Annotated in this window: 14 protein-coding genes; 9 read left to right on the top strand and 5 right to left on the bottom strand. The window is 31.8% G+C overall.

Annotated elements, in window-relative coordinates:
- A complete protein-coding gene (locus tag D6200_RS11620; RefSeq protein ID WP_073182263.1) occupies nt 1-2,466 on the top strand; it encodes a TonB-dependent receptor in 2,466 nt (821 codons plus the stop codon).
- A gap of 12 nt (nt 2,467-2,478) precedes the next feature.
- Complete coding sequence (locus D6200_RS11625) at nt 2,479-2,760, top strand: DUF3817 domain-containing protein (protein WP_073182262.1); 282 nt, start codon at nt 2,479-2,481, stop codon at nt 2,758-2,760.
- A gap of 27 nt (nt 2,761-2,787) precedes the next feature.
- Here D6200_RS11625 and moaD read toward each other — a convergent pair whose 3' ends face one another.
- The 3 genes from moaD to D6200_RS11640 form a co-directional block, all read right to left on the bottom strand.
- A complete protein-coding gene (gene moaD, locus D6200_RS11630; RefSeq protein WP_073182261.1) occupies nt 2,788-3,030 on the bottom strand; it encodes a molybdopterin converting factor subunit 1 in 243 nt (80 codons plus the stop codon).
- 9 nt (nt 3,031-3,039) lie between these two features.
- A complete protein-coding gene (locus D6200_RS11635; RefSeq protein ID WP_073182260.1) occupies nt 3,040-5,505 on the bottom strand; it encodes a DUF5686 and carboxypeptidase regulatory-like domain-containing protein in 2,466 nt (821 codons plus the stop codon).
- A gap of 131 nt (nt 5,506-5,636) precedes the next feature.
- Nucleotides 5,637-8,234: an AsmA-like C-terminal region-containing protein gene (locus tag D6200_RS11640; RefSeq protein WP_073182259.1), complete on the bottom strand. Its 2,598-nt coding sequence runs from the start codon at nt 8,232-8,234 to the stop codon at nt 5,637-5,639.
- 119 nt (nt 8,235-8,353) lie between these two features.
- Here D6200_RS11640 and queG point away from each other — a divergent pair, with 119 nt between their 5' ends.
- Nucleotides 8,354-9,277 (top strand): tRNA epoxyqueuosine(34) reductase QueG, encoded by a 924-nt coding sequence (gene queG / locus D6200_RS11645; protein WP_047787905.1) that lies wholly within the window; start codon nt 8,354-8,356, stop codon nt 9,275-9,277.
- 41 nt (nt 9,278-9,318) lie between these two features.
- Here the strand turns inward: queG and D6200_RS11650 are convergent, their stop codons facing one another.
- Nucleotides 9,319-9,957 (bottom strand): PAS domain-containing protein, encoded by a 639-nt coding sequence (locus tag D6200_RS11650; RefSeq protein WP_047788346.1) that lies wholly within the window; start codon nt 9,955-9,957, stop codon nt 9,319-9,321.
- 297 nt (nt 9,958-10,254) lie between these two features.
- Complete coding sequence (locus D6200_RS11655) at nt 10,255-10,872, bottom strand: PAS domain-containing protein (protein ID WP_047787904.1); 618 nt, start codon at nt 10,870-10,872, stop codon at nt 10,255-10,257.
- A 237-nt stretch (nt 10,873-11,109) separates the two neighbouring features.
- On the opposite strand from D6200_RS11655, the gene D6200_RS11660 reads away from it, so the two are divergent.
- From D6200_RS11660 to D6200_RS11685, 6 genes are all read left to right on the top strand, one after another.
- Nucleotides 11,110-13,404, top strand: a complete 2,295-nt coding sequence (locus D6200_RS11660; protein WP_047787903.1) for an NADP-dependent malic enzyme — start codon at nt 11,110-11,112, stop codon at nt 13,402-13,404.
- 64 nt (nt 13,405-13,468) lie between these two features.
- Nucleotides 13,469-14,050, top strand: coding sequence for a Holliday junction branch migration protein RuvA (ruvA, locus tag D6200_RS11665; RefSeq protein ID WP_047787902.1), 582 nt, complete (start codon nt 13,469-13,471; stop codon nt 14,048-14,050).
- Between the two features lie 6 nt (nt 14,051-14,056).
- Complete coding sequence (gene sov, locus D6200_RS11670; RefSeq protein ID WP_073182257.1) at nt 14,057-21,157, top strand: T9SS outer membrane translocon Sov/SprA; 7,101 nt, start codon at nt 14,057-14,059, stop codon at nt 21,155-21,157.
- A 26-nt stretch (nt 21,158-21,183) separates the two neighbouring features.
- Nucleotides 21,184-21,564 carry a glycine cleavage system protein GcvH gene (gene gcvH / locus D6200_RS11675; protein WP_073182256.1) on the top strand — a complete coding sequence of 127 codons (381 nt, stop codon included), beginning with the start codon at nt 21,184-21,186 and terminating at the stop codon, nt 21,562-21,564.
- A complete protein-coding gene (locus D6200_RS15530; RefSeq protein ID WP_082118582.1) occupies nt 21,530-21,913 on the top strand; it encodes a VanZ family protein in 384 nt (127 codons plus the stop codon). Before gcvH ends, D6200_RS15530 begins: the two co-directional genes overlap by 35 nt.
- A 56-nt stretch (nt 21,914-21,969) precedes the next feature.
- Complete coding sequence (locus D6200_RS11685) at nt 21,970-22,692, top strand: energy transducer TonB (protein ID WP_047787899.1); 723 nt, start codon at nt 21,970-21,972, stop codon at nt 22,690-22,692.
- Nucleotides 22,693-22,748 lie beyond the last annotated feature (56 nt).

Below are 22,748 nucleotides of genomic sequence, written 5' to 3' on the forward strand. Positions count from 1 at the left end.
ATGAAAAACATAATTACTGTATTTTTTTTACTTTTAACTGTTACAATCTTTTCTCAAACTATTACTGTAATTGATGCTGAAACAGGAAAACCTGTAGAAGCTGTTGCAGTTTTTAATAAAAACAAAACAACATCTGCAATAAGTAATGAATTAGGTAAAATTGATGTCTCTAATTTTAAAAAAAATGAATTGCTTACGTTTGCTCATGTATCTTATGCAGGATACCAAGAAAAAATATCTGTAATAAAAAAGAATAATTACCACGTATATTTATCAAAAAACTCAGAACAGTTAGATGAGGTAGTTGTTTCTGTTTTTAAGAACAGAGAAAAAACCAACCGTATAGCAGAGCAAATAGCAGTGGTGTCTTCAAAAGAAATAGAAAAACTATCTCCACAGACTTCAGCAGATTTATTAGCGAGTGTACCTGGAATTAAAGTTCAAAAATCACAATTTGGAGGAGGGAGTCCTGTTTTACGTGGAATGGAAAGTAATCGAGTTCTTTTGGTGGTTGACGGTGTTCGTATGAATAATGCAATTTATAGAAAAGGACACTTACAAAACTCAATTACAGTAGCTCCAAACTTATTAGATAGAACAGAGGTTGTTTTTGGTCCGTCATCAGTAATTTATGGTTCAGATGCATTAGGTGGTGTAATTCACTACTATACTAAACCCCCGAAGTTATCAGAAAAAGGAAGTGAAATTAAAGGAAATACATTTTTAAGATATAGTTCAGCAAACAATGAAATAACTAATGTAGCTTCTGCTGAATTAAGATTTAAAAAATGGGCGTCTTTTACAAGTGTAGCTCATAGTAATTTTGGAGATTTAAAGATGGGAGAAAACCGTTCTCATGGTTTTGAAAACTGGGGGAAGGTGCCTTTTTACTCTAACAATACTAATACTTTTTATAACGAGACACCGGTTGTTAATTCTAATCAAAACTTACAAAGAAATACAGGCTATAGTCAAACAGATGTATTACAAAAGTTTTATGTTCCTTTTTCAAAAAACACAGACTTTAAACTAAACTTACAGTATTCAACCTCTTCAAACATTCCTCGTTTTGATAAGTTAACAGAGTTAAAAAATGGAAATTTAAAGTTTGCTGAATGGTATTATGGTCCACAAGAACGTTTGTTAGTATCTCCACAGTTAATTATAAATCCTAAGAAAAAATGGATGGATAATGGAACTATTACTTTAGCATACCAAAATATAAAAGAAAGTCGAATACAAAGAAAGTTTGGAAGCTTAGATAGGTCTTACAGAGAAGAAAAAGTTGATGTTTTTAGTTTAAATGGAGACTTTACAATACCCTTAGCTAAAAGAAGGAATTTAGGGTATGGAGTAGAAGTTACTTACAATGATGTAGCATCAAACTCTTACGGAAAAACATTACGTGTTAATGGTAATAAAATTGTTGGTTTTGATAATGACTTTACTGTACAATCTCGATATCCTGATGGAGGAAGCAGTTACTTAAGTTCAGCTTTTTATGTAGATTATCGTCAAGATATCAATGATAAATCAACATTAAATACAGGAATTAGAGGCACTAATACAATATTGAAAGCAAAATGGTTAGATGAAACGTTTATAGATATTCCTCAAAATGATATAAGGCTAGATAATCAATCGCTAACAGCAACGATAGGGTATGTATATAAGCCAAATAAAACTTGGCAATTAAACACGGTGTTATCCTCTGGATTTAGATCACCAAATATTGATGATGTAGGAAAAATAAGAGAGAAGAACGGTAAGGTAACTATACCGAATACAAGTTTAAAACCAGAACATGCATACAATGCTGAAATTGGAGCTCAAAAATATTTTAACAATAGAAAATTTAGGGTTGGGGCAAATGTGTATTACACTTTGTTGAATAATTACATTTATAGAGAAAATTTTGAACTAAATGGAAGTTCAACTATTGAGTATGACGGAGAAGACGGAGCTATTGTAGCTAATGTTAATAAAGGAACAGCTTATGTTACGGGTGCTACAGTTAGTTATCAAGGAAAGTTACATAGAAATTGGAATACTTCAGGATTTGTTACTTATACGTATGGAAAAACTTATGATACCAACGAGCCAATGTCGTCTATTCCTCCATTATTTGGTCGTTTTGATGTAAGTTATGTAAGCAAGAAGTTAGAAGGTGGAGCCAACTTAGTTTTTAATGCAAAAAAAGATATTTCAGATTATAATATAACTGAGGGTATTGATAACCATGAACAAACACCAATTGTAAATGCAGATGCGACTGAGGATATTGATAAATACTACGGAAGCCCTAGTTGGATGACTGTTGGGTTGTATGGGAAATATCAGTTCACAAAAAACATTGCTTTGCAAGCGCAATTGTCTAATTTGTTTGATGAACATTATAAAGAATTTGCTTCAGGGGTTTCAGCTGCAGGACGTAATATTTCAGTATCTTTGCTAACCAATTTTTAAGTGAAAATCCAAATGATTAATTTTTTCAGATTAGTAAGTTTATTAGAAGGGATATCTTATATTTTATTACTTTTTATTGCTGTGCCAATTAAATATTTACAAGGAAATCCAGAGTATGTTAAAATGCTTGGTATGCCTCATGGATTACTATTTGTTGGCTATATTGTATTAGCTATTATGTTAAAGTACGAGCTAAATTGGAATGGTAAAACTTTCGGAATCGTTTGTTTACTGTCTATTCTACCTTTCGGAACATTTTTCGTTGGAAAATACTTAAAAAAGGTTGAGGCTTAATAGTTTCTTTTATTAGGAAGAAAATAATTATCCTCCACTTACTGGAGGAATAATAGCGATTACATCATTCTCTTTTATTAGTATGTTGTCAGTAGCGTAACTTTCGTTAATAGCTACCGCATACGAACTCATTTTTTGTAGTTCAGGGAATTCTGCCATAAGAAATTTTTTAAAACTAGCAACCGTACTTTTGTTAGGTAGTTCAATTTCTAATGAAGAATTATCAACTAAATCTGTTGATATACCGAAAAATAGTAGAGTTATTTTCATATAACAAATCTACAATTTTATCCCGAAAACAACTCTATTTTCAGATTTTCCATTAAAGTAAGAGCGAGCAAAATCTACACGTAAAAAGCGCCATTTTCCAATACCAACATTATCTAAACCAATAGCAAACTCAGAATAAGGTTTGTTACCCGCTGTAAATAATCCTTTTGCACCAGTAACTAAATGAAAGTTAAGTTTATTTAACAAAGGAACTTTGCTTAATAATGCTCCTTTAAAGTTATATTCACCATGAAGTTCAGCATATTTATCATTAGAACTTAGTTTATAATAAGGAAGCATATAAAAGTTGTTCAAATAGTTGTCTTTTGGAGCTATTAACAAGCGATTTCCATTAAAATGAGCATAATCTATAAACGGAATGTCTTTTTTCTCTAAAAACACACCTCCCTTTGCTTTGTAAGCAAATTCACCCCAATTACCTAAATTTATTTGTTGATACAATTGAGAAAAAACCACATCAGAGTTCCATTCAGAGTTTCCTGATCCAAAGTTTTTTTGATAACCAATATATAGCGATGGATACTTACGACTTGGTATATTATATTTTCCATCAGGATATGATAAGTACTTTTGACCAAAACTAATGTTTGCTCCTAAAGAAAAAGTCCACATTTGATGCGGCGTAAAACCTGTAGAGAAATCTGTAGGATCTTGCGGATTATTAGAAGTGTAGTCTACATCGTCTTGCGGAAACATTACATAATCGGTTGTATTAAATAGTGGCTTTCTGTCTGCAAATTCTAAAGAAGAGAACATGCGTATTCCGTTAGTTACTTCCTGTGAAAAGATTGCTTTAGCAAATGTCTTTTCATAAATTTTTAAATAGTTTCGTTCAAAACCAATAGAACTTATTGTGTTCCAAAATTTAGAAATGGGTTGTTTAGAGTTGAATTGTGGTGTGGCAACTCCTCCAGAAATTGTTAAAACTGGTCGCGTAGTATTGTTCCAACGATAGTTGAAGTTGGCTGTAGGACGCACTTTTTTCTCTGAAAAACCATAATTAACATTAGCCCCAATACTAAAACGTTTTCCTTTTTTGTTAAGTGATTTTCGATAGTTAACACCTAAAGAAGAATTCCACCCTTGCACCGTATTAAAGTTAAGGCTTTCAATGGGGGAAGAAGTGCTTAACGACCACTTGTTGTAAGAATCTCGGTAAGTGTACCCAGAAAGAATATCTAACGGTTTAAACTTATTATTTTTAGTGTCTATAGAGTCTAAATATTTCTTCGATTTTCGAATAGTTTTTATGCTGTCTTTTAATTTGTAATCTGATATTTCTTCAGAAGTTAAAGTCACGGGACGAATTTCATTCCAATATACCGAATCTTTTTCTGTAGCATTTTCAGCAAACGAAAGTACTTCGTTACCAAAAGTATCTTCGGTAAAGTTAGGGTTGAAATTATAGTTAGAATAAGCAGCAGAAAAACGTCCATTAAAATGAAATCCAAATAAACCAGCTTTAAAATCTATAGTTTGAGTAACAGGTACCCAAGCTTTGTTTTTAGTAGAGAAATTATAGTTTTGTTTAATGTGTAGTGAATCTACAATTGGTAGGCTTATTTGTGCACCAGTGACAATAACATCGGCACCATAAATAGCCCAATCATCTTCAACTATATAGATGAAGCCACTAAAAACACGATCGTTTTTACGTTTTGGTAAAAGTTGAATTTTGTTAATGAGTTTTCCGTTTTTATCATAAAAAACACCAGTGAGTTTATAGTTGTAGTATCCAAAAGCACCATTAGCAATAGGAGAAATAACTTTAACATCAGCTAAATCAAAAGAATTTTCATAGAAGTTAAAATTTACTTCTTCTGCTTGATTAAAACTAATTCCGTTGTCTTGTCCACTAACTTTTGAAGCTATAATATGCTCTTTAAAGTTTTTAGGTCTTTTTTGAAATGAGATTTTAGATACGGTTTCAGACAGGTAAACGATGCCTGTTCTAGTAGAATCCAATCCACCACCCATGTCACCAATATCTTGTCCTAAAAACTTCTTCGGTAAATCTTTTACTTTAAATAAACCACGAGAATAAAAATCGGCAGTATACTCAGCAAATTTATCAGTATTTTTTGCTTTACTAGCAATAGCATTTCTAATAATTTTGTTAGCAGGGTTTTCTTTAGAAGATACTAAGACTTCATCTAAGGAAACTTCTTCTTCAGTTAAAACAATATTTAAGATAAAAGGAAAAGAGTTAATTTCAACTGTTTTTTTAACAGTTTTATAACCTAACATTTGAAATACTAGAGTGTGCTGTCCTGTTGAGTTAAAAGCTAATTCATAGTTGCCGTTTGTGTTGGTTGTAGCACCTGTAATAGTATTTTCTAAATATACACTTACAAAAGAGATAGGTTGGTTTTTAATATCGGTAACCTTTCCTGTAATTTGAGAAAAAACAATTGAAGAGAATGCTAAAAATAAAAATGTAGTTATGGTTTTCATAGTCAGTTAGTTGTTGGTGACAAACATAAAAGAAGAACTTTGTAAATTGTATTTAAGAAGTGTTAAATAACTTACAAAGTTCTCTTAATATATAATGTAAGACTATGAAAAAGAAATAATGTTACAAAAGATTACTTAACAGTATCTTTTTGTTTTTTCTTCTTCTTTCCGAACAAACCACCTAAAACATCTGTTACTTTTTTAACGGTTTCGTCTTTTTTATTGGTTGTGTTAGTACTATCCTTCTTTTTGTTTCCTAATAAGCTACCTATAGCGTTGTTTACTAACTTGTCTTTTTGTTGTTGAACTAATTTCTGGCTTAACTTAGTAACCGATGAAGATAAATCTGTTTTTACAGAAGGACTTGTCATGTTACCTGTAATATTAGCAGTAATAGGAACTGTTATGTTTTGTTGTTCTTTCGCGCTTAATTTTGCAAGTAATCCTTGTGCTTCATTACCTAAATATTTAGCAGGAACATTAAGTGTAACGTTGTAGTTCATTGTTTTATCAAATCCATGGTTACCACCTACAGTAATACCAATATCTTTATACTTTAAATCAAATGGTTTTACAATCACATTACCTTCTTTAAAAGATAAATATGTCTTAATATCAGATAAATCTAGTTTTTTTAAATCAATAAAAGACAATTTATTGTTTAATAAACTAAGTGCTTTTGTTTTTTCAGGATTAATGCTAGTTGTCAATAGTTCAGCTAAAGCATTACCAGAAATTGAAGTAAGGTTTGGAGTAAAATCGTCATTCAAACTTCCCATTAAATCAATGTCAGAATTTAATTTACCATTCATAGCTCCGGCAATAGGGCTTAATGATTGTAATAAGTCTAAGCTAGTAAATGATTGAGAAATGTCAAAAGATTTGATGCCTAACTTCATATCGAATGTAGGTTTCTTTTGCTGTGTATTAACTTCTCCGTTTAAAGCAATTTGACCATTAAAAATACCGGCATTCATGTTTTGTAAAATGGCTTTTTCGTCTTTTAAAAGCAATGTTCCTCTTACATTTTTCAAAGTCAAATTATCGTAATATACAGTTTGAGCGTTTGCAGAAACGGCACAGTCTAAAAATGCAGGAATTTTTAAAGATTCTTTAGGTGTGTCTTTTTTAGATGTTTCCTCTTTTTTTTCAATAGCTTCAGGGCTTTCTTGCATAAAATCGCTAACATAAAAATTGTTTGAGTTTAGCTTGAAGTTTCCTTGTAGTTTTTTGTCAGAAAGTAAAAAGCCTAACAGGTTTTTAATTGTTCCTGTAGCATTTAAATCACTTTTTCCTGAGGTAGCATCAAACTTACTTAAGGTAATGGTACCAGGTGTAAAATTAACCACTGTATTTTTAATATGAAGTGGATTTACAACATCTTTTGAAGAAAAAATAAAGTCGCTCACCTCCATTTTTCCATTATTTTTAATACGACTTAAAGTGTTGTTTTCAATCGCTTTCATGTCGAACTCCGTATGCAAATCAGCCTTTAAAATTCCGCTCAAATCATTTTCTAAATCAATAGGATATGCTTTATTAATATTAGCAAGGTTTAAAACACCTTTTAAACTAGCATTTATCTTTGGATTGGTAGTTAGATTATAAATATTTCCTTTTCCAGAAAAAGTATCCTGATCAATCTTAAAAGAAAGACCATTAATAGTAACAAACGTATTTTCGGTTTTACCAGTAGTGTTTTTTATTTGCGCATCAATATTAATGTTTTGAACACTTTTAGGCAAATCAGGATATTTAAATGAAGCATTATTTGACTTCATAGAAATGTCTAATTTCGGAATGTGTTTATCATCAATAATTCCGTTTACTTTTCCATTTACACTAAAATTACCAGTAGTACTTACTCCAGCAATACTTTTAGTATAGGCTTCAGGAATTAAACCTAAAAAGTTTTTAAAGTCAGACGAAGGTGTCTTAAAGTTAATATCAACCTCTTGGTTTTTCTCGTTTACTTGAACAAAACCATCAAAAACCAAAGGAAGGTTATTTAATTTAGCTTCATTTTTTAAGAAAGAAAACTTCATATTAGTTAAATCCATTCCTAAAATAGCATCTAACTCTATTTTTTGATTCTTTGCATACGAATTACCGTCCATTCCAAAAGAAACTAAAGTAGATGTTTGAGTATCTAGTTCTGTATTAGATTGAGAAAAGTCACCACTTCCACTGTGGTTTAACTCAGCTAGTTCAAGGTTTAGTTTACCTTGCTCATCATTGTATTTTATCGTAGCATTATTAATGGCATATGAATTAATGGAAAGTCCAAAAGTAGATGGTTCTTCATTTTTTGTCTCTTCTGTCTCAGAAGGTTTTGCAATATCGTAGTTAGCATTTCCTTTTTTATCAACCAATACGTTTACTAGAGCATCATCAATAGTAAATGATTTAATGTTTAGCTGCTCAGATGAAGCTTTAAAAAGTTCTGTAAGTTTTAATGCTAAGTTTACTTCTTTAGCATATACTAAAGTATCACCTTCAAAAGGAGTGTTGTTAATAACTGTTAGGTTAGATAATTGAACTGATGCATTTGGGAAATTTCTAAGTAGGCTTAAGCTAGAATCGCTAAAATCAACTTTGGCGTTTACGTTGTTGTTAATAGTAGTTTTTACCAAGTTCATCACTTTATCTTGAAATAGTAGGGGAGTACTAATCAAAAGGATGAAGAAAAAAACTATAATACCTAATAATATTTTATATATCTTTTTCATTATGAATAAAGTTTGTCATGTAATACTAACGAACAAATTTCAACATTTATTTGTAAATAGAAAGTGAATAAAATTATAATTTTTCTTTTGGTAATTTTGCGGCGATAAAACTATGTATTTTGAATAAGAAACAGCAATACTCAAATTTTATAAAAGCACAAGCAAAACGCTTGGGTTTTTTAGGTTGTGGTATTGCAAAAGCTGATTTTTTAGAAGAAGAAGCACCTCGTTTAGAGCAATGGTTGCAAAATGGATATCACGGTGAAATGCATTATATGGAAAATCACTTTGATAAACGTTTAGATCCACGACTGCTGGTAGATGGTGCAAAATCAGTAATTTCCTTGTCGTACAACTATTTTCCTTCGGAAGTTCAGCAAGAAGGAAGTTATAAGATTTCTAAATATGCTTACGGACAAGATTATCATCATATCATCAAAGATAAATTACGAGAATTATTACAGTTGATTAATGATGAAATAGGAGAAGTTTCTGGTCGTTGTTTTGTTGATTCTGCTCCTGTGTTAGAACGAGCTTGGGCAAAAAAATCAGGGTTGGGTTGGAACGGGAAACACTCGTTGTTAATTCAAAAACAACAAGGGTCGTTTTTCTTTTTGGCGGAATTAATTATTGATTTAGAACTCGAATACGACGACCCTTTTAAAACAGATCATTGTGGTAGTTGTACTCGTTGTGTTGATGCATGCCCAACTCAAGCTATTTTGCCTAATAATACAGTTGATGGAAGTAAATGTATTTCATATTTAACAATTGAGCTAAAGGATGCAATTCCGTCAGGATTTAAAGGAGAAATGCAAGATTGGATGTTTGGTTGCGATGTGTGCCAAGATGTATGCCCATGGAATCGTTTTTCACAACCGCACAAAGAAAGTCTATTTACGCCTCAAGAAAACTTACTGCAAATGACAAAACGTGATTGGCAAGAGTTAACACAAGAAACCTTTAGTAAAGTGTTTAAAAAATCGGCAGTAAAGCGTACTAAGTTTTCAGGGTTATTAAGAAATATTGACTTTATAAAATAATAAAACCGCTTTTCTAAGCGGTTTTATTTATGTTTTAAAGATTATTTAGGATTCGTCTCTCCAAAGAAAAACCAATTAAGTCCTTTTTTTAGCATTCCACTTTCTTTTACAGGAGTTTGTTTTTCTGTTTCTTTTGCGTTGACAGTTTCTCCTTCAAATAATTTTACAACAAAATCTTCATAAGATGCGTTAACCTCTTCTTGTAAGAAAGAATTAAAATATAATTCACTTGCTTTTTCACCTTTAACTTTTTCAATTTCTAATAGCGTTTTGTATAAAGGTTCAATTTTTTTTATAACGTTTTCAGGTAAAGATTTTCTCCTACCAGTATATCCAGTGATTTTTCCGTTATCATCTTTTTCTACATCAAAATCAGTAATAACCCAGTAGTACCTACCTGTTCTTGTTAAGTTTTTAACAATAGCATGGAAATTATTTCCTTGCTTTAGGTTATCCCATAATATTTTAAAGACTACCTTAGGCATGTCAGGATGCCTAATAACGTTATGAGGTTCTCCTATAAGTTCTACTTTATTATACTCCGAAGCCTCTTCAAAGGTATCGTTCATATATAAAATAGTCCCTGCAGGATCTGTTTTACTAATAATTGTTTTTGATTTGTCCCATTTTATTTCCTCATCTATAACTTTAGAAGGTCTAAGAGAATTGTTTGTGTGCATTTTTTTTGTTTTAATAGTTATTCGGGGTGGTTTACTCAAAAAATAATCAACAAATATAAGGTTTTTGAAGTAGGAGTTTGCTTTGAAAGGATTTTTAGTTATGGTAAGAGAATGTAATTTTTATTTGGTCTAAAATATTAGTTATATGATAATAGAATTATGTTAGTTTTTTATTTTTTGATAATAGAATTGTATTATTAACTAACAATAAGGAGTAAATGTGAAAAAAAAGGATTGAAACAATTGTTTCAATCCTTTTAAAAACATTTTAAGAGGGATTATTTAGGGGTAGTAAATTTATGTTGGGTTTGTTTCTCCAAAGAAAAACCAATTTAATCCTTTCTTTAAAGGGTTTGTTTCATTCTTAATTTTTTCAGCTTCTTCTTTAGAAAGCTCTTCATTAAACAAATCAACTACGAATTCATTATATGTTTTACCAACTTCTTCTTTTAAGTAGGCATCAAAATACATTTCACTAGCTTTTTCACCTTTAAGTTTTTCAATGTCTAAAAGTGTTTTATATATAGGTTCAATTTTTTTTACAACTCCATCAGGAACGGCTTTCCTTCTAGCGGTATACCCTACAATTTTACCCTCTTCATCTTTATCAATGGTAAAGTCGGTAATAACCCAGTAATATCTGCCGGTTCTTGTTAGGTTTTTAACAATTGCATGAAAGTTTTCACCTTTCTTAAGAGCGTCCCATAAAACTTTAAAAGCTACCTTGGGCATATCTGGGTGACGGATAATATTATGAGGTTCGCCAACTAACTCAATGGTACTGTATTCACAGGTGTTAGAAAAAACATCGTTAGCATATAAAATAGTTCCGTAAACATCAGTTTTGCTTACAATGGTTTTTGTTTTATCCCATTGTACTTCTTCGTTAATAATGTGTCTTTGTGTAGTTTCCATTTCTATTGGTTTAAGGTTAGGGCAAATTTGAGAAGAAAAAGAAAGACTAAATATGACTTTTATCAGGTTGTTAATTATTTTTTAATAATTTTATTCATGATGTTTATAATTCTCAAAAGTTAGGGTTAATAGCCAAAGGAGTTTAATGAGATAATATAACTTTTATAGGTAAGCAAGTTACTTTTACTTAACAAACAAAATGTATATTTGTAAGTTCAAACAAACAAGAACGAACCTATGAGAGATTCTAGAAAAAGGCATGAAGCTTTACTTTATCATGCCAAACCGAAGCCAGGAAAAATAGCAGTAGTACCTACCAAAAAATACGCAACACAACACGATTTATCATTAGCGTATTCACCAGGTGTTGCTGAACCTTGTTTAGAAATAGCGAAAGATAAAAACAACGTTTATAAATATACTTCAAAGAGCAATTTAGTGGCTGTTATTTCGAACGGAACAGCAGTTTTAGGGTTAGGTAATATTGGTCCTGAAGCATCCAAGCCAGTAATGGAAGGAAAAGGATTACTTTTTAAAATTTTTGCTGATATTGATGTTTTTGATATTGAAGTAGATGCTACTGATGTTGATAAATTTGTTGAAACAGTAAAAGCTATAGCTCCTACTTTTGGGGGAATTAATTTAGAAGATATTAAAGCTCCTGAAGCTTTTGAAATTGAAAGAAGATTAAAAGAGGAGTTGGATATTCCTGTAATGCACGATGATCAGCACGGTACAGCAATTATTTCAGCCGCAGCCTTAAAAAATGCATTAGAGATTAATGAAAAGGATATTAAGGATGTAAAAATTGTTGTGAACGGAGCCGGAGCCGCAGCAATATCATGTACGCGTTTGTATCTAGCTTTAGGTGCGAGTCGTGAAAACGTAATTATGTGTGATAGTAAAGGGGTTATCAGAAAAGATAGAGATAATCTAACATCACAAAAAGCGGAATTTGCTACAGATCAAGATGTAAATACTTTAGAGGAAGCAATGTTAAATGCCGACGTGTTTATTGGTTTGTCAAAAGGAAATGTGGTATCTCCTGAAATGCTTTTGTCAATGGCGAAAAACCCAATTGTTTTTGCAATGGCAAATCCAGAACCAGAAATTGAGTACGATTTAGCTATAGCGACAAGAGACGATATTATCATGGCAACAGGAAGGTCAGATCACCCTAATCAGGTGAACAATGTATTAGGTTTTCCTTTTATTTTCCGTGGAGCATTAGATGTACGCGCCAAAAAAATTAACGAAGAAATGAAGATGGCTGCTGTACACGCATTAGCAGATTTAGCAAAACAATCAGTGCCAGAACAGGTAAATATTGTATATGATGAAGTAAGCCTTTCTTTTGGAAAAGAATATATTATACCCAAACCATTTGACCCAAGGTTAATTTATGAAATTCCACCAGCAATAGCAAAAGCAGCGATGGACTCAGGAGTTGCTCAAGAACCTATCGATGATTGGGATAGGTATAGAGAGGAGTTGATGGATCGTTCAGGAACAGGAAGTAAAGAAGTACGCTTATTACACAACAGAGCTAAAAAGAATCCTAAGAGATTAGTGTTTGCTGAAGCAGATCATTTAGATGTTTTAAAAGCAGCACAGAGAGTTTATGAAGAAAAAATTGGAAAACCGATTTTATTAGGAAGAAGAGAAATTATTTTAGAACTGAAAACTGAGTTAGGATTTGATGCTGATGTGCCAATTATTGATCCTAAAACAGATGAGGAAGAAGAAAGAAGAAACCGATATGCTGAAATATTTTGGAAATCAAGACAACGTAAAGGAGTTACGTTTTTAGAGGCACAAAAATGGATGCGTGAACGCAACTATTTTGCAGCAATGATGGTGAATTCTGGGGAGGCAGATGCATTGATTACAGGATATTCAAGACCTTATCCTTCAGTAGTGAAACCTATGTTAGAATTGATTGAAAAGGATCATGGAGTAACAAGAGTTGCAGCAACAAATATGATGTTAACGAAGCAAGGGCCTATGTTCTTAGCAGATACCACAATTAATATCAATCCAACAGCAAAAGATTTAGCTAAAATTACACAGTTAACATCTGTGTTGGCTAAAATGTTTGGGATGAAACCAAACGTTGCAATGTTAGGATTTTCAAATTTTGGATCATCAAAATCTGAAAGTTCAACTAAGATTAGAGAAGCAGTTTCTTACATCCACCGTCATTATCCAAATGTTGTAGTTGATGGTGAGTTGCAAGCAGATTTTGCTTTAAATCCAGAACTATTAGCAAAAGAGTTTCCTTTCTCTAAACTAAATGGAAAAAGAGCAAACGTATTAATTTTTCCAAATTTAGAATCGGCTAATATTACCTATAAGTTAATGAAAGCTGTTGATGAAGTAGAAACTATAGGGCCAATTTTACTTGGAATGAGTAAGCCAGTACACATTTTGCAATTGGGGGCAAGTGTAGATGAAATGGTAAATATGGCTGCAGTAGCAGTTGTAGATGCTCAAAACAAGGAAATGAAAGCAAAAAACAAAGTTTCTCAATAAGATAAGAGAAATTTTTTTAAAAGATAATTTTTTCTATTTTAGACCAATAGAAAAAAATAGCTAGATGATAACACAAATAAGGGGAAAACTTGTGGAAAAAAATCCTACATACGCTGTTGTAGATTGCAATGGAGTAGGATATTTAATGCATATTTCTTTAAACACATATTCATTATTACCAAACGATGAATATGTGTTGTTATATACACACTTATCCATTAGAGAAGATGCTCATACGTTATATGGATTTTCAACAAAAACAGAGCGAGAAGTTTTTAGGTTGCTAACTTCGGTTTCAGGAGTAGGACCAAGTACTGCGCGAACCATGTTGTCTTCTATGACTTCACAAGAGGTTTCACAGGCAATAGCTTCTGGAGATGTAAAATTAATTCAAACGGTTAAAGGTATTGGAGCTAAAACTGCACAACGAGTTATTGTTGATTTAAAAGACAAAGTCTTAAAAACTTTTGATATAGATGAAGTTTCTGTGGTACAGAACAATACAAATAAAGAAGAAGCGTTATCTGCTTTAGAAGTTCTTGGGTTTGCACGAAAACAAGCTGACAAGGTAATAGGGAATATATTAAAAGAAACACCTGATGCTAGTGTTGAAAAACTTATAAAACAGGCGTTAAAAAACTTATAAAAAAGGTTGGAAAAAGCAGTTATTAATAGACTACTTACAGCACTTGCTATTTTAGTAAGTGTTGTTTCGTTTTCACAAAATACTCAAAAAAATAAGACAAGTAATGCTAAACAGGATACTGTTATTCCCCTTAAGTATAATTTTAAATATAACCAAAACGGAACACTTTATTTAAACAACCCTTCTCAAAAAGTAGTAACTTATGATAAGGTGTTGAATAAGTTTATGATTGTTGAAAAAATAGGAGATTACTATGTAGGTACCCCTATTTTTATGACACCTAAAGAGTATAATGAATACCGCTTAAAAAATGATTTAAAAGATTATTTTAAAGAAAAAGTAGACGCTACTAATCCTAAAAAGAAGGGCAGTGAGGCTGCTCGTAAAAACTTATTACCTAAATACTATGTAAATTCTAAGTTTTTCGAATCTGTTTTTGGAGGTAACACTGTTGAGGTAAACCCAACAGGACAAATAAATATTAAACTTGGAGGTGTATATCAAAACAATGAAAACCCTCAAATCTCTGTTGAAAATCAAAGCAGCTTTACATTTGATTTTGATCAACAAATTAGTGCGAGTTTACAAGCAAAAGTAGGTAAACGATTAACGGTAACGGCAAATTATGATACCCAATCTACTTTTGATTTTCAAAATATTATTAAGTTAGAATATACTCCAACCGAAGATGATATTATTAGAAATATCGAGGCAGGTAATATTAGTATGCCAATTAAAAACTCACTTATTAATGGAGCACAATCGTTATTTGGGGTAAAAACAGAATTGCAGTTTGGTAAAACATATGTTACAGCTGCATTCTCACAGCAAAATTCACAATCTAAAACAGTAGTTGCTGAAGGTGGAGCAACCATAGAACCATTTGAATTACGAGCATCTGACTATGATAATGACCGACATTTCTTTTTATCACAATATTTTAGAGAAAATTACAAAGAAGCTTTAGAGAATTACCCTTTAATTAACAGTCCTATAAATATTACTAGAGTTGAGGTTTGGGTAACTAATAGAAATCAAAACGTAACCGATTATCGTAGTATTGTAGCTTTTGCCGATTTAGGAGAATCTGATGATGCAAATGAAGTGAATCCAGCTGAAATAACAACAACACCTGGAGCTATATCAGTTAATTCTGAAATTATACCTTATAATGGAGTGAATAATTTAAGTTCTTTATTAACAGCAAATTCAGGTGGGATTAGAGATGTTGCAACTATTGATGCTGCAATTAATGGTATTGGTGTTCCAGCGAGACAAGGCTTTAACTATACATACTTACAAAATGCTCGTAAGTTACAACCTAATGAATTCAAACTACATCCACAGTTAGGGTTTATCTCGTTAAATAGACGATTAAATGACGGAGAAGTTTTAGCAGTAGCTTTTGAATATACTGTGGTAGGAGCCTCTAATAGTGAAACAGTTTTTAGAGTAGGAGAGTTTTCAAACGATGGAGTTGTTGCACCAGCAAACCTAGCAGTAAAATTATTACGTAGTGAAATTTTAAATACAGTTCGACCAGGAACAGCTACAGCAAATAGTCCCGGTGAGCCTTTTCCTACGTGGCGCTTAATGATGAAAAACGTATATGCTTTAGGAGCATTTCCATTACAACGTGAAGGTTTTCGTTTTGAGTTATTGTATCGTGATGATGAAACAGGAACCTTACAAAACACTTTACAAAATGCAGCAAATACAGCGTTAAAGAATGAACCATTATTAAGGTTGCTGAATTTAGATAAATTAGACCAAAGTGAATATGCAGTTACAAATGGAGATGGTTTTTTTGATTATGTAGAAGGAATTACGGTGAATTCTGAAAGAGGATACATTTTGTTTCCTGAACCAGAACCATTTGGTGAAGATTTATTACTGAAATTAACCAATCCAACAGATCAAACAAAATACGGTTTCGAAGAATTATATTTAACTACTAAAATTCAAGCTAAAAACGAGTATCAGAACTTAGATAAATTCTTCTTAAAAGGATATTTTAAATCAGAAACAAGTAGAGGGATCTCTTTGGGGGCTTTCAATGTTCCAAGAGGGTCAGTTCGCGTTACAGCTGGAGGAAGACAATTGGTTGAAGGGATAGATTATGTGGTAGATTATCAATTAGGTCGTGTGCAAATTTTAGACCCAGGTTTAGAAGCTTCAGGAATTCCAATTAACGCATCTGTAGAAAATAATACATTTTTTAATCAGCAACGAAAAACATTTATAGGAATTGATGTTGAACATCGTTTTTCTGAAGATTTTATTTTAGGAGGAACTTTTTTAAATGTTAGTGAAAAGCCAATTACACCTAAGGTAAATTTAGGAGGAGAGCCTATAGATAATATTATGTTAGGTTTGAACTTAGACTATTCTTCAGAAGTACCCTATTTAACAAAACTAGCAAACAAACTGCCTTTCGTTGAAACTGAAGCTCCGTCAAATGTTTCGGTTAGAGCGGACATGGCATATTTGTTACCAGGATCTCCTAGTGGAATTAATGTTGATGGTACTGCAACTTCATATTTAGATGATTTTGAAGCTTCACAAATACCAATTAACTTAAACTCACCACAGCAATGGTTTTTAGCGAGTACGCCAGAATCTCAAGGTTTTGATGGAGGAACTTTTGGTTTAGAATACAATTACAAAAGAGGGAAATTAGCTTGGTACAATATTGATCAACTATTCTACGGAAGTGGAAACAGACCAAGTAATATTGATGAGAATGAATTGTCTAGAGATGAGGTACGTCAAATTCGATATAATGAATTATTTCCTAACACAGATTTAGATATTACACAACAAAACTTAGTTAGAACCTTAGATTTAGCTTATTACCCTGCAGAAAGAGGACCATATAACTATAATGAAAATGCAAGCAGTGTAACAGCTGAAGAGCGCTGGGGAGGTATTATGAGAGCATTAACCACGAATAATTTTGAGCAAGCAAATGTTGAGTATATTCAATTTTGGTTAATGGATCCGTATGAAAACTATTCAATTACAACTGAAGAAGGTTTGCCTGCAGGAATTAACCCAAATGACCCAACAAATCAAGTAGGGAAATTATTTATAAACTTAGGTAATGTTTCTGAAGATATATTAAAAGATGGAAGAAAGCAATATGAAAATGGGCTCCCTGCCGATGGACAAAAAGCTGACGGAGGTAATATCCAAACTTCTATTTGGGGAGATACCCCTATAAATCCTTCTATTTTATATGCTTTTGACTCTAGTAATGATGCAAGAACGAATCAAGATATTGGTTTAGACGGTTTAAGTGATGAAGAAGAAAGAATAAAATTCCCTGCATTTGCTGGACTAGATGACCCAGCGGGAGATAATTTCCAGTTTTTTAGAGGAGGAGAAATAGAAAACACCAATCCATCAGTTTTATCCAGATATAAAAACTTTAACGGTACAGAAGGTAACTCACCAACAGCGAGTCAGTCAAACGAATCATATCCAACATCATCAACCACCTACCCAGATACAGAAGACATCAATAAGGATCAAACAATGAATCCTGTGAATAGTTATTTTGAGTATGAGGTTTCTCTAAATAAAACAGATTTAGTATTAGGTCAAAATAATATTATTGATGTAAAAACACAAAATGTAACACTTTTAAACGGAGCAACAAGAACCACTAAATGGTATCAATTTAGAATACCTGTTAGAAATGTTACTGATGCTCAAAAAATTAATGGAATTACTGATTTTAATAGCATTCGTTTTATACGAATGTTTTTAACGCAATTCAAAATGCCAGTAGTATTACGTTTTGGAGAATTAGAATTGGTAAGAGGAGATTGGAGACGTTATACAAAAACATTACCAGATACAAACACTCCTCCTGAGGATTTAGATTCAAATAAATTAAACAAGTTTGAAGTAGGAGTAGTTAGCATTGAACAAAATCAAGACCGTTATAAACTGCCACCAGGAATTCAAAGAGAACGTTTGCAAGGAACCAATAGAATTCAACGTCAAAACGAGCAATCTGTAACGTTAAAGGTAACTGACTTAGAAGCTGACGAGGTTAGAACCATTTATAAAAATATTAGTATTGATATGCGTAGGTATAAAAAGCTGCGTATGTTTTTACATGCTGAAAATCAAAATAGCGTTACAGGCGCAAATGATGATGAAATGGTAGCAATTATACGTTTAGGTACCGATTTAAACGATAACTATTACCAAGTAGAAAAGCCATTAAAAATATCTACATCAAACGCTTCATCTTTAGATGTTTGGCCTCAGGAAAATAATTTAGATATTCCATTAGAAGAGTTAGCTAACCTAAAAATTGAAAGACCAACAGGAAGCAATCTTACTGATGTGTACTCGTCGATAAGCTCTAATGGATTAAAAATTTCTGTGAGAGGAAACCCAACCTTAGCTCAAGTAAGAACGGTGATGTTAGGGGTTAAAAATACAGTTAACGATAATAAAACTGTTGAAGTTTGGTTTAATGAATTACGTGCAGTAGGCTTTGATAACAAAGGAGGATGGGCAGCAGTTGTAAATGCAGATGCTAATATGGCTGATGTAATGGATGTCTCTTTAGCTGGAAGAATGTCAACCATAGGTTTTGGTAATGTAGAAGATCGTGTACAACAAAGAAGTATTGAAGAAATAAAACAATATAGTGTAGCTACCAATATTCAGTTAGGTAAAATGATGCCAAAAAAATGGAACATGCAAGTACCTATGAATTATAGTTATGGAGAAGAGTTTAGAGACCCAAAATACGATCCACAATTTCAAGATGTAGAATTAGAAGACGCAATTGATAAAAACCCAAATAGTAAAAATGCTCAAGATTATACAAGAAGGAAAAGTATTAGTTTCATTAATGTAAAAAAGAATAGAAACCCAGAAAGTAAGAAGAAACCTAAATTTTATGATGTAGAGAATTTTTCAGCCTCATATTCACATAGCGAGGAGTTTCATAAAGATTACAATATTGAAAGTTATGTAAACAAAAATGTAATGGCTGGTGCTAGTTATAATTTCACTTTTGTTCCTTTTAGTATAGAGCCATTTAAAAAATCAGAAGGATTTAAAAGTAGGTACTTACAATTTATAAAAGATTTAAACTTTAATCCAGTACCTAAAACAATAGCATTAAACTCAAGAATTAATAGAAACTATAACAGTCAACAGTCAAGAAACTTGATTATTGACCCAGTGAATCCTTTACCTGCTCAACCAGAACTCATACAAAGAAGATTTTTATTTAATTGGGATTATACAATCGGTTTCGACTTAACTAAGTCATTACAATTAAACTTTAATGCGACAAACAATTATATATACGATAGTTTCGGAGAAGATGAACAATTAGAAGTTTACGATCAATTTTTCAGTATAGGAAGACCAGATAATTACCATCAAAAGTTAAATACAACTTATAAATTACCATTAAATAAGTTTCCATTCTTGAATTTTATCAATGCAGATTACGGATATACAGCTGATTTTGATTGGAAAGCAGGTTCACAAAGTTATATTGAGCAAGTAGGAAACATGATTCAGAATGCCAATACACATAACTTAAACACAAATATAGATTTCGGTCGTTTTTATAAAATTGTTGGTGTAGATAAACTATTGTTAAAAGGAACAAAAAAGCAACCAACTCAAAAAGGAACAGCTACATTAGGAGGAAATCAAGTAGCCCAAAAGCCAAAGCTTAAAAAGAAAGCTACTTTTGGTCAAAAATTAGGAAAGGGAGTATATGATGTGTTAACATCGGTAAAAAGAGCAAAAATTAGTTACTCTCAAAATAATGGAACTTTACTACAAGGATATAAGCCTTCAGTTGGATTTTTAGGAAGAAATGGTTTTGATGGAGGCTTAGCTCCAACTTTAGGATTTGTATTTGGTAGTCAAACAGATATTTTAAATACAGCAATTGAAAATGGATGGTTAATTACTAGAAACGCTGGAGATGAGTATTACAGTAAGAATTACTCTAAAACAAGATATAAAAAACTAGATTATAATGTGTCTGTAAAACCTTTTAGAGATTTAACTATTGATTTACGAGGGAACAGAATTCAAACAAGTAACTTAACACAGCAGTTAGATGTTGTTTCAAATGGTAGTGGAGGTTTTGAGCAAGACCCGAATATAAAACCTTTTGAAACAGGTAATTATAGTGTTAGCCATTTTATGTTAGGAACTATTTTTACTGATAATGAAACATTATATCAAAACTTCTTAGATTATAGAAGCACTATTTCAAATAGACTATCGGCAGAAACAGGCTTGCCTAATACGGGTACAGCAGCGTATCAAACAAACGGACAGCAAGCAATGCTTCCAGCATTTATTGCTGCATATTCTGGTAATAGTCCGAATTCGGTAAGTACAGGAATCTTTAAAAATATTCCGATTCCTAACTGGACATTACGCTATAATGGTTTTATGAAATATAAATGGTTTAAGAAGAACTTTACTTCATTTACTCTATCACATGGTTACAAATCATCGTATACAATAGGTAACTATTCTAATAATTTACAGTATGATTCAAATAATAGAGAAACAAATACAAATACTTCTGGTAATTATCAACCAGAACTCTTAATTTCGTCCGCAACTTTAATTGATGAGTTTTCACCATTAATAAAAGTAGATTTTAGAATGAAGAATTCAGTTTCATTCAAAGGAGAGATAAGAAGAGACAGATCTTTAACATTAAACTTTAATAATAATACTTTAACAGATGTTAAAGGAACAGAATATGTTTTAGGGTTTGGATACAAGATAAGAGATGTTAAATTTGTCACTAGATTTACAGGAAAAAAAGAAACTTTAAAAGGAGATATAAATTTAAGAGCTGATATATCGTTAAGAGATAACTTAACATTGATAAGAAGTGTAGATGAAGAAAATAGTCAGATTACAGGAGGGGAGAAATTATTTGGATTAAAATTTATTGCCGACTATAATTTAAGCAGCAATTTAACAGCATCTTTTTATTACAATCACCAAACATTTGAATATGCAGTTTCTACCACTTTTCCAAGACAATCTATTAATGCAGGAATTAATTTAGTATACAACTTAGGAAATTAAAACAAACACAATAAAAAATCATTACAATGAACATTCCATCAGAATTAAAGTACACCAAAGACCACGAGTGGGTTAAAGTAGAAAATGGTGTAGCAACTATTGGTATTACTGATTTTGCACAAGGAGAGTTAGGAGATATCGTATACGTTGACGTAGATACATTAGATGAGGAATTAGATGCTGAAGAAGTTTTCGGTTCTGTAGAAGCAGTAAAAACAGTTTCAGACCTTTTTATGCCTTTATCAGGAGAAGTAATAGAGTTTAATGAAGCTTTAGAAGATGAACCAGAACTAGTAAACTCTGACCCTTATGGAAACGGGTGGATGATAAAAGTAAAATTATCTGACGATTCACAAGTAGCAGATTTATTAAGTGCTGAAGCATATCAAGAACTTATTAAAGGATAAACTAACCATAATAGCAATACTAATAACTTTAAGTATTGCTATTATTAGCTTAGTAAAAATAGAAAAAGCTCCTATACAAATTAACCATATAGATAAGCTAGAACATACCTTTGCTTATTTCGTGTTAAGTTTGGTATGGTTGTTAGCTTTAAAAACAACAAAAATTAATAAATATATTACTGTTTTTTGTTGTTTTTTTTACGGCATAATTATTGAGGTTCTACAAGTTACAACAACGTCATATAGATCAGGAGAGGTTTTAGATATAATGGCAAACACGACGGGTATTTTAATAGCTTTCATAGTTTATAACTTTTTTTTAAGAAAAATAAAGCTATTTAAAGATTAAGCTTGTAAAAGTTGAAATAAATTAATTAAATTAGCGAACTATTAAAAACATTTAGGATGGAAATCAAGAAAAATCCAAAATCAAACTTAGAGAACTATAGTAAACTATTTATGCAAATAGGTTTGGTTTTAGCTTTATTTGTAACGTATGTTGCTATTGAGAATAAGACATATGATAAAGAGTATGGAGAGTTAGGTATGGCTAACATGGCTACTGATATTGAAGAAGAAACTATTGAGCTTCAAATTGAGCCACCAAAGCCAAAACCAAATACACCTCCACCACCAGCTCCTGAAAAAATTGAAGTAGTAGAAGACGAAGAAGAGATTGAAGAAACAGTTATCGAATCAACTGAAACTGATGAATCTGAAGCTGTAGAGGTAGAAGATATTCAAGAGGTTGAAGAGGTTGAAGAAGTGGTAGAAGATGTACCATTCGCTATTATTGAGGAAGTTCCTGTATTTCCTGGTTGTAGTGGAACAAAAGCTCAAAAGAAAGCATGTTTGAATAAAAAGTTACAGAAGCATATTCAACGTAACTTTAATGCAGAATTAGCAAATGAATTAGGTTTATCTCCAGGTAAGAAAAGAATTTATGTACAGTTTAAAATTGATAAGGACGGTACTATTACTAGTGTAGCGGCAAGAGCTCCTCATCCAAGATTAAAAAAAGAGGCAGAAAGAGTTGCTAAGAAAATACCTAAAATGAAACCAGGTAGACAAAGAGGTAGACCAGTAAGAGTAGGTTATACGTTACCTATTACATTTAATGTAGAGTAGTAGAAACTTACTAAAAGATAAAAAAAGACAATCCAAAACGGATTGTCTTTTTTTAT

The organism is Tenacibaculum mesophilum (genome assembly GCF_003867075.1).
GTDB classification, from domain to species: Bacteria; Bacteroidota; Bacteroidia; order Flavobacteriales; family Flavobacteriaceae; genus Polaribacter; species Polaribacter mesophilus.

Excerpts from the sequence above, each read along its gene's own strand:
- D6200_RS11620 (WP_073182263.1), top strand. The coding sequence starts at position 1 with ATGAAAAACATAATTACTGTATTTTTTTTACTTTTAACTGTTACAATC.
- D6200_RS11625 (WP_073182262.1), top strand. The coding sequence starts at position 2,479 with ATGATTAATTTTTTCAGATTAGTAAGTTTATTAGAAGGGATATCTTAT.
- moaD (WP_073182261.1), bottom strand. The coding sequence starts at position 3,030 with ATGAAAATAACTCTACTATTTTTCGGTATATCAACAGATTTAGTTGAT.
- D6200_RS11635 (WP_073182260.1), bottom strand. The coding sequence starts at position 5,505 with ATGAAAACCATAACTACATTTTTATTTTTAGCATTCTCTTCAATTGTT.
- D6200_RS11640 (WP_073182259.1), bottom strand. The coding sequence starts at position 8,234 with ATGAAAAAGATATATAAAATATTATTAGGTATTATAGTTTTTTTCTTC.
- D6200_RS11650 (WP_047788346.1), bottom strand. The coding sequence starts at position 9,957 with ATGCACACAAACAATTCTCTTAGACCTTCTAAAGTTATAGATGAGGAA.
- D6200_RS11655 (WP_047787904.1), bottom strand. The coding sequence starts at position 10,872 with ATGGAAACTACACAAAGACACATTATTAACGAAGAAGTACAATGGGAT.
- D6200_RS11660 (WP_047787903.1), top strand. The coding sequence starts at position 11,110 with ATGAGAGATTCTAGAAAAAGGCATGAAGCTTTACTTTATCATGCCAAA.
- ruvA (WP_047787902.1), top strand. The coding sequence starts at position 13,469 with ATGATAACACAAATAAGGGGAAAACTTGTGGAAAAAAATCCTACATAC.
- gcvH (WP_073182256.1), top strand. The coding sequence starts at position 21,184 with ATGAACATTCCATCAGAATTAAAGTACACCAAAGACCACGAGTGGGTT.
- D6200_RS11685 (WP_047787899.1), top strand. The coding sequence starts at position 21,970 with ATGGAAATCAAGAAAAATCCAAAATCAAACTTAGAGAACTATAGTAAA.